This is a genomic window from Arthrobacter sp. H41 (genome assembly GCF_000520535.1).
GTDB lineage: Bacteria > Actinomycetota > Actinomycetes > Actinomycetales > Micrococcaceae > Arthrobacter_D.
This window is the reverse complement of sequence record NZ_AZRZ01000429.1, coordinates 1-7,983: the sequence shown is the minus strand read 5'-3', so window position 1 is coordinate 7,983 and position 7,983 is coordinate 1. Positions and strand designations below refer to the sequence as shown.

Here is a 7,983-nt window from a genome sequence, read left to right as displayed (position 1 = left end):
CCCGCAAGTTTTACGGATCGACGGCCCCCACAGCCCGAGATAGGACCCGACAATGACCATCCGCTACATTCGGGTGAACCCGGTTTCGAACCTGTTCGCCCCGCCGGTGCGGGCCTATGGCAACGTCGCCATCGTCGGCACGGTAGCCCCCCCTGCCACCCCTCCCGCCGATATCCTCACCGTCGGTGACCTTGCCGTGTTCACCGATCCCAGCGAGGCTCGCCGCCGCGCCCCGGGGGCTCTCGGGGCCGCGGTCGCCATGGCCTTCGCCCAGAGCCCTGGTCCCAACCAGGTGACCGCCGTCTGTGTCGATCGAACGACTCCCGACTGGCAGGCCGGGCTGGATGCCCTGGGCACCAGGGACGTGCAGATCGTGGCGCTGGCCGACGTACCACTCGACACGACTTCTGCCACCGGCGCGATCAGCCGTCTCGTCGACCACGTCATCTCGGTGTCCCAGACCGGCGCGGACGGTAAGGAGCGCATCGGTGTCGCCATGCTGGATCGCGACGCCACCGATCCGACCATCGTCGCTGGCGGGCTCGCGAGCGACCGCATGGTCTATGTCGCCCACAAGAGCGACGAGGACGCCGCAGCCGCCGTCGCGGGCACGATTGCCGGCTACCAGCCGCACGTGTCGATGCTTCTCAAGCAGGTGAACATCGACAGCGGGCCGTTTTCTGCCGCGGAAATCGACCAGATCAACGGCTCGGAAGCCTTCGGCACCGGACCGGCCGGGCAAGGCGTCAACTGGCTGGTAGACCTGGCCCTGATTCCCGGCGGCGCGGTCCACCTGGGCGAAGGCTACACCGGGAACCCGGGCGGGGGGAAGAAGTTCATCGACATCGTCCGCACCATCGACAGCGTGTCCTTCCTCCTTAAGGCGCAGCTGATCAAGTCGGTCGGCAACGTCCGCATCAGCCGCACCGGACTACGGGCCCTGGTCGCACGGATGGAGGCGGTTCTGGAGCCGCTCATGCGGGACGGGGTCATCGGCGGCTTCCAGATCACCATGCCGATCCTCAATCTGCTGGACAAGCCGCCCGCGACTCTCAGCGCGTCCGAGCTCGGCCAAATCAACGACGCGCAGGCACAGCGGGTCGTTCAGGTGCTCGCCCAGATCGACTACGAGGGCGCCATCCACCGCCTTGACGTGACCCTGCAGTTCGAATAGGAGCGGACCGATGCCCGACTGGAACACCCGCCTCGAGGTCAAGCTCGGGGACAAAACGATCAGCCCGATCACGAGCTTCTCGCCGACGTTCACCCTGAACCACACCGTTATTCACAGTCTGGAAGCGGACAACGTGGGTGTCGTGAGGCAGCCCATGACCTTCACGTTCACCATGGCCGTGCCCGCCAACGCCATTGCCGTGGCCGACCTGGTCGAGCTCGCCCTCACCGGGGGCGAGTTCCAGGTGGCCGTGGCCGAGAGCATCGGCACCGACTGGGCCTTCAAGGCGATGAAGTTCCAGCGTTGCATGGTCACTTCGGCCACCCCAAGCAACGTGGTCACCGACGGCGTTCCGCAGGCCAATTTCACCTGCATGGCCCTGAGCGTGAGCATTGAGGAGTAGCCGCCATGGATGAAGCCACCGAGAACGGGCCTCCGGTCAACGTCGGTGACCGGGTCGAGACGACCGGCATCGCGCTGGTGCACGAGGGTGAGTACGTCCTTCCCACCTCGGGAAGCGCCGCCCGCATTTCCTCCGAGCTGTCAGGCGGCCACGACCTGGAGCCGGCACTGTCGAAGGGACCGGACGAGGTGCACTACTGGTTCCCGGTCGAGATTGAGGTGGTCGGGAACCTCGACCCGGGCGTCGCCGACGCCATAGTCGCCCGGGTGTACGAGGAGCTGGAGCGCGAGCTCTCGAGCCGGTCATGATCATCCTCGAGGGCAACCCGCCCATACTCGTCGGACCGGTTCCGCTTTTCGCGGTGCAGAGCATGGTGCTCACCGACGGCTACAAGATCCAGCGCATCCTGGGCAGCAGGTTCTCCCAGGCGGTAGCACCCTCCGAGAAGACCATCAAGATCAGCGCGGTGCTCTTCGGTCAGTCACGACTGCTTTACAAGAAGGCCCTCGAGACACTCGCCCTCACCACCCGAGTCGCCGCCGCGGCTGCAGCGCCGGCCTTCGCCATCACCGGTATCCCTGTCGTTTCAGGTATGACGGTAAGCCTCGACATGCAGATCACGTCCCTGACCTTCACCCACAGCACCGGCAAGCGTGAAGCGCTCGACCTTGAGATGACGCTCACCCACGTGCCCCGGTCGGCACTGAACACCCTGATCGGCGAAGGGCTGGACATTGCCCTCGCCACGACGACGGCCCTGCTGCCCTCGGTGCCGCCACCCAACCCGGTCACCCGCACACCCGCGCCATGACCCCCTGTACGCCATTCGGGAGGAGGCCCCGTTGAGCCGCTCCGCACCGCTGGACGCAGGAGTCGAGACGTCGTCCTACCTCACCTTGCCGGTGATCGCGGACGAGGGCTTTCCGCAGTCCTTCCTGTTCGCGCTCGGTCCGCACACCTACCGCACCGAGCTCTACGTCAACGTCGCCGAGGCGATACTCCCTCGGTGGCCGGCTGACCCCCACACACCCATCGATGTGGTGGGCGACCGGCCGGAGGTCCCGGTCAAGGGGATGCTGGTGGTCGCCGTCCTCTGCCAGAGCGACGCGGGCGACGTGCCGCTGATGCGCCGACGAATACTGCCGGGCATCGTCCACACCGTGGGCGACCTGCGGCTGTTCATGGTCGAGGCACGGATCGCGTTGGGCAACCTCAACGCCGCAGGCTCCTTCGGATCCATCGTCACCGTGAAGGTGAGGCCGCAATGAGCGCCTTCATGATCTGGCACAGAATCGTTATCACGAAGACCACCGGCGCTGGAGGCGGGGTGGGAGCGGGGGTCGCCTCAGCCTTCGGCTTCGGGCTGCCCCTGACAATTACCAACAACGTCTACAGCCTGGGGTTGATCCTCGACGTGGACGTCGAGATCACCATGGCCGAGGGTGCCACCGCCGACCAGTTCAAGATCACCGTCACGGACCTGCCGGACAAGGACTTCGAATTGCTGCGCTCCTCCTACGGTGACGGGAAGCTTTCGGTGTCGATCAGCCTCGGCTACTTCGACAACCCGCTGGCGCTCTTCGGCGACCACCCTGTCATGCGCGGCCGGGTCGTCGGCGTCAAGGCCTCTCCTCAGGAGGACGGGCACGTCAAGGTCGAGGTCACCGGCCACGAGGAGGCCGGCTATGTCATGCAGCACAAGCCGGCCTCCGTGGCGCTCAGCGGCAACGCACCACTGGACGACGTGGTCCACGAACTGCTCGACTCCGTCAAGGGCGAGATCGAGGGCGGTATCCAGCTCGTGAGCGGATCGACGCTCGACACATCCGCTCGGGACTACACGATCGTCGGCGGGTCGGTGCTCGCCGCCCTGACCCAGCTGACCGACCTGGCCAGAAAGCCGCTCGTCATCGCTGACGGAACGGTCGCGATCGGGCCGGCGGTCGGTAGGGGGAAGGCACCTGTCGACTTCGACCCCAGGACCAACATCGCCGCGCTCGAACAGGGACAGCAGGAGTCGAAGCCCAGCGACGCCCCCGGTGGCGCGTCCGGAGGACCTGGCGGAGGTGGCCGGCCAACCGGGACCGCGCCCACACCCACGACGGCCTTCGACATGCCCGCAGAGGGCGAACGGGTTGTCGAAAACTGGCGAACCGTGTCCGTGCTCGGACATCCGGGCCTGCGTGTGGGACAAACGGTCAAGGTGACCGGGCTGGACGCTAACCCTTCCCGACCGGTGCGCATCAGCCAGGTCAAGCACAAGTACGGCACCGGCTCGGGCTATGTCTGCCAGGTCACCCTCACCGACGCGGCCGAGGGAGTGCGCGCACGGCCCCAGGTGGGGCCGGCCACCGTCGTCGACGAGTGGAACCGCACCCTGATCACTACCCGCCAGAACAACCCCGTCATCAGTGTCGGCCAGGCCACGGCGTACGTCCCCGGCGACACCAGCGAGCCGGACGACGCCCATAGGGTGACGATGAACTACCTGCAGGCCGCCGGGCCGGACGTGACGGCGCCCAGCGTCGACGCCCCCGTCAGCGACCGAGCGCAGCTACTCAAGAAACCGCTCGCCTCAGTGTTCGCCTTCGACAAGGTCGGCCTGATGACGCCGGTCTATGCCGGCATGCGGGCCCTCGTGGTGCACCATCGCTCAGCGACCAACGATGCGATCGTCGCCGGCTGGCTATGGCCCACCGAGCCGCGCGCCACGCCGCCCAAAAACGAGGCGGGTGACTACTGGCTCGCCCTGCCCACGGAGATCGGGTCCGACGGGAAGCCGACCGGCAAGGGGGTCAACGACTTGGTGGACGCCCGGGGGTGTCGTGCCGTACACGCGCGCAGCCTCCACATCCTGGTGGGAGCCTCCGCTTTGAAGAGCGTGGGAACTCGGCCCACCGTTCAGGCAGACGACACGATCGTCATCGAGCACAGCAGCGGCACCAAGATCACCGTGGCCAGCGACGGCGCCCTGTCCATCACCACCGATCACAAGGGGATCAGCCTGGGCAACGGCTCGGTGACCCTCAAGGTGTCCGGCTCCTCGGTGGCGGTGTCGTAGTGGCTGCCGTCCTGACGACCGGGTCCACCCTCGTCTGTCCCCACGGCGGAACCGTGACGCTCGGCGCCGGCCAGAGCAAGCTCAAGGTCAACGGCAAGTCCGTGCTGGTACAGGCCGACGTGATGGGCGCCTCCGTCAGTGGCTGCGGGACTCCGACAGTCACCGCCCCACCTCCCACCAAGCCCTGCACACTCGTGACCTCGGTCCTCACCGGTCCCACCCCCAAGCTCACCGTGGGGGGCCAGCCCGTACTGCTCGACAACGCTCAGGGCCTAACCGACGGTCTGGCCCCGGCCCCGGGGACCTGGCGGGTGCAGAGCGCCGGACAGAACAGGGCGGTGGTGTCGTGACGGCCCCGTCGCTCCAGGACCAGCAGGAGGTGTCGGCCTATGGCCGGTCCCTGCTCCTCGAGGACGGCGACCTGGTGCTGGAGAACGGCCGGCTGCGCGAGGTCGCCGGCGCCGACAACCTCGAGCAAGGCCTACTGCTAAGGATCCGCACCATATGGGCCAGCGATCGGCTGAGCGCGGCCTACGGGCTCGACGTCACCGATGCCTTCACGGTCGGACTGACCCGTGCCCTGACGAAAGAAGTGCTGCGGCTCAACCTGATCCGCACGGTCGCCGGAGACCCCCGCGTAGCGTCGGTCGAGCGGGTTCTCTTCGACGACGATCCGGAGTACGGCGCCGCACATCCCGAGGCGGCGGGGCCGGGCAGTGACCGCCGAGTCGCCGTCGCCGAGATCACCGTGACCCCGGTGGCGGGGGGGCCGGCCAGTAGCGCTTCAGCGATCAGCATGGCTTCCCTCGCGGCGGCCATGCCCAGGGGCTCCCGTGGTCCCGGAAGCTTGACCCTCCTCGTCGACGTGAGGTGGTAGGAGCGATGAGCGATTACGGCGTCACTTCCGCGGGTTTTGTGGTGAAGGGCCTCGACGTGCTGCTCGGCGAGGCCTTCGAGCGCGCCCGCGACGCGTTCGGCCGGGACGTGGACCTCACCCCCACGAGTCCGCTGCGCAAAATCATCGAGGTCACGGTGCTTGAGGACGCCGAAATTTGGAAGCGGATCGAGGACAGCTATTACGCAGGGTTCGTCTCCACGGCGGTCGGCGACAGCCTGGACCTGCTCGGGGAGGACGTCGGCATCGTGCGGCGCGAGGCCTTCGCGACCGGCTCGGTGACCCTCACCCTGTCCAGCGGTCTCCCGGGAAGAGAGTATGTCGTCGGCGATGCGACCGTCATCGTCAGCACCGCTGTACCGAGCCTCGCCTTCACGACCGAGGGTGTCGTGACGCTCACCGCCGCCGTACCGACCGCGGAGGTGACCGTCGGGTGTCTCATCCGGGGCTCCGTGGGCAACGTCCTGGCCGGAGACCTGACAACCATCGATCCGGTCCAGCTCGCGGCCCGCTTCTCGGACTACGCCCCGGCCACCCTTGCAGTCACCAACGCCGTCACGCTGACCGGTGGAGGGACACCCGAGGCCGACGACGTCTACCGGGGTCGGCTGCTCGGCACGTCGCGCACCTGGTGGACCCTGGAGTCGGTACAGCAGGCGGTGTTTGGCGTCGACGGCGTGGTCGATGTGATGGTCTCCGACCCTTTGGGCGGTGTGGACGTCACGCAGTCGTACTTCAACGCCTTTGACTTCGGGCAGCGGCTCTTCTCTGCCGAGCGGCGCCTCGGCGAAGTCTATACCTTTGACGTCGTGGTCGCCCACGAGTACCGCTGGCCATGGGAAACCACCGGCGCGGTGCCCGGGGTGGTCGAGCGTGTCCGCGCCGCCCTCGACCTCGTCCGCCCGCCCGGCATCCACCCCAGCATCATTGAGGCCGACCACATCGACATCGGACTGCGCGCCACCGTCGTGGTCGAGCCGGGCTACGACCAGGCGGCGCTGCTCGCCCGGATCATGGACCGCATCGGCACTGAGGCCGCCGCCCTCCGCCTCGGCAACGACGTCCTGTCCTCACAGGTGATGCGTGCCTTTACCGACGAGCCGGGGGTAATCGACGTGCAGGGGTTGCACCTGCGACGCGGACCAGCCGTCCTCGGTCGGATCACGCTGGGCGGGGTGGCCTACCTATCCGTGCCCGTCGAGGCTGCGATCGGCGAGAACCTCGCGATGAGCCCCACCGAGCTGGCAATGTTCCGACCCGACTCGGGGCTTACCGTCATCGAGGTCGTGACTCCATGACCATGCTCGCCGCGCCGCCGGCTGTTGCAGCGATGTCGCATAGGCTCACGGCACCCTTCGCCCCGGGCGCCGACCTGCTTGACCTCGTATTGCAGCCCGGCGTCACGCCTGACCAGCTCACGGTCGCGACGTATAACTTCGCTGCGCACCGGGCCACCTTCAACCGGATGCCCGAGCCCAGCTACGTCCTGCGTGCCCTCCGTGTTGTCCCCGACGGCACCACCCTGACCGCGGTCTTCGGCGACCCGGCGTTCACCGGTGGCACGGCGTCTACCACGGTGACAGTGCCCCCCGGCACCGGTCCCGGCGACGCGCTGGTGCTCCCGTTGCCCACAGGGTCCGGCCCCGCGACCCGGCTGCGGTTCCTGCGGCAAGGGAACGGCGGAGTGCCGAGCCCTGCCGCCGGCCACTGGATTGTCACCGCCTTGCTCGGAACGACAGCCCGTCTGCTGTGGGTGCTGGGCGTCGAGCGCGACCGTCTCACCCTCCTGCGGGACCGGGTGCGCGAGCCGCGAGCCGTGGATACCGCCGTCGGCGCGAGCCTCGACCGCCTCGGCCAGGATCTCGGGGTACCGAGGTTCCCACCGACGCCCTACTCCTTCGACCCGGTCACGACGGCGCTGTACCACGCCGACGACCGGCCGGGCTCAACCCCGGCGATCACCGATGCGACCGCGGCATTCCCCGGGCGCACCCCGCACCACGGCACAGCCGCCGGCGCGGTGGATCTCCTCCACCGCGGGCGGTACGAGTACGCCGCCCGATTCGGAGCCGGTGGCACCATCACGGTCGGCTCGTCGGCCGATTTCGACATCGCGGCCACCGCGTCGTTCACCGTCGAGTGCTTCGTCCGCCCCGACCCCACGACCACGGTCGGCACGGTGGTGTCACGCGTCGGCGCCGGCACAGGATTGTCGATCGAGGTTGGCGACGTAGGGCTCGGGGTCGCCGGCGCGGTCCGCGCCACGATCTTCGACGGGGCGTTGACCCTTCAGGTATCGGCGGCCGCCAACCTGCCCACCGACCGCTTCAGCCATGTTGCCGCCGTGCTCCGGCGCGACCCCGCGCGGCCACTCGCCGACAGTTGGGCACTCGTCGTCAACGGGGTCGAGGTTGCGGCCACGTCGGCTGGCGGGCTGGGAGCCATCGGCG

Annotated in this window: 10 protein-coding genes; all 10 read left to right on the top strand. The window is 68.1% G+C overall.

Features of this window, described 5'->3' with window-relative positions; all coding sequences use genetic code 11:
* Positions 1 to 52: 52 nt before the first annotated feature.
* Positions 53 to 1,174, top strand: coding sequence for a hypothetical protein (locus Y705_RS0100775; protein ID WP_026531489.1), 1,122 nt, complete (start codon positions 53 to 55; stop codon positions 1,172 to 1,174).
* 10 nt (positions 1,175 to 1,184) lie between these two features.
* Entirely contained in the window at positions 1,185 to 1,577 is a 393-nt protein-coding gene (locus tag Y705_RS0100770; RefSeq protein ID WP_026531488.1) for a hypothetical protein, read from the top strand.
* Positions 1,578 to 1,582: 5 nt separating this feature from the next.
* Entirely contained in the window at positions 1,583 to 1,885 is a 303-nt protein-coding gene (locus tag Y705_RS0100765) for a hypothetical protein (RefSeq protein ID WP_026531487.1), read from the top strand.
* Complete coding sequence (locus Y705_RS0100760; RefSeq protein WP_049822055.1) at positions 1,882 to 2,388, top strand: hypothetical protein; 507 nt, start codon at positions 1,882 to 1,884, stop codon at positions 2,386 to 2,388. The genes Y705_RS0100765 and Y705_RS0100760 overlap by 4 nt, the downstream gene beginning before the upstream one ends.
* 31 nt (positions 2,389 to 2,419) lie before the next feature.
* On the top strand, positions 2,420 to 2,845 hold the full coding sequence (locus Y705_RS0100755; protein WP_026531485.1) for a hypothetical protein: 426 nt from the start codon (positions 2,420 to 2,422) through the stop codon (positions 2,843 to 2,845).
* An 8-nt stretch (positions 2,846 to 2,853) separates the two neighbouring features.
* A complete protein-coding gene (locus tag Y705_RS0100750; protein ID WP_155849828.1) occupies positions 2,854 to 4,638 on the top strand; it encodes a hypothetical protein in 1,785 nt (594 codons plus the stop codon).
* Positions 4,638 to 4,988: a hypothetical protein gene (locus tag Y705_RS16310; protein WP_049822054.1), complete on the top strand. Its 351-nt coding sequence runs from the start codon at positions 4,638 to 4,640 to the stop codon at positions 4,986 to 4,988. The genes Y705_RS0100750 and Y705_RS16310 overlap by 1 nt, the downstream gene beginning before the upstream one ends.
* Complete coding sequence (locus Y705_RS0100740) at positions 4,985 to 5,515, top strand: hypothetical protein (RefSeq protein WP_026531483.1); 531 nt, start codon at positions 4,985 to 4,987, stop codon at positions 5,513 to 5,515. Before Y705_RS16310 ends, Y705_RS0100740 begins: the two co-directional genes overlap by 4 nt.
* A gap of 5 nt (positions 5,516 to 5,520) precedes the next feature.
* Entirely contained in the window at positions 5,521 to 6,831 is a 1,311-nt protein-coding gene (locus Y705_RS0100735) for a baseplate J/gp47 family protein (protein ID WP_026531482.1), read from the top strand.
* Positions 6,828 to 7,983, top strand: a 1,156-nt coding sequence (locus Y705_RS16305; RefSeq protein WP_155849827.1) for a LamG-like jellyroll fold domain-containing protein, incomplete at its 3' end; no start/stop codon positions are given. The genes Y705_RS0100735 and Y705_RS16305, both read left to right, overlap by 4 nt.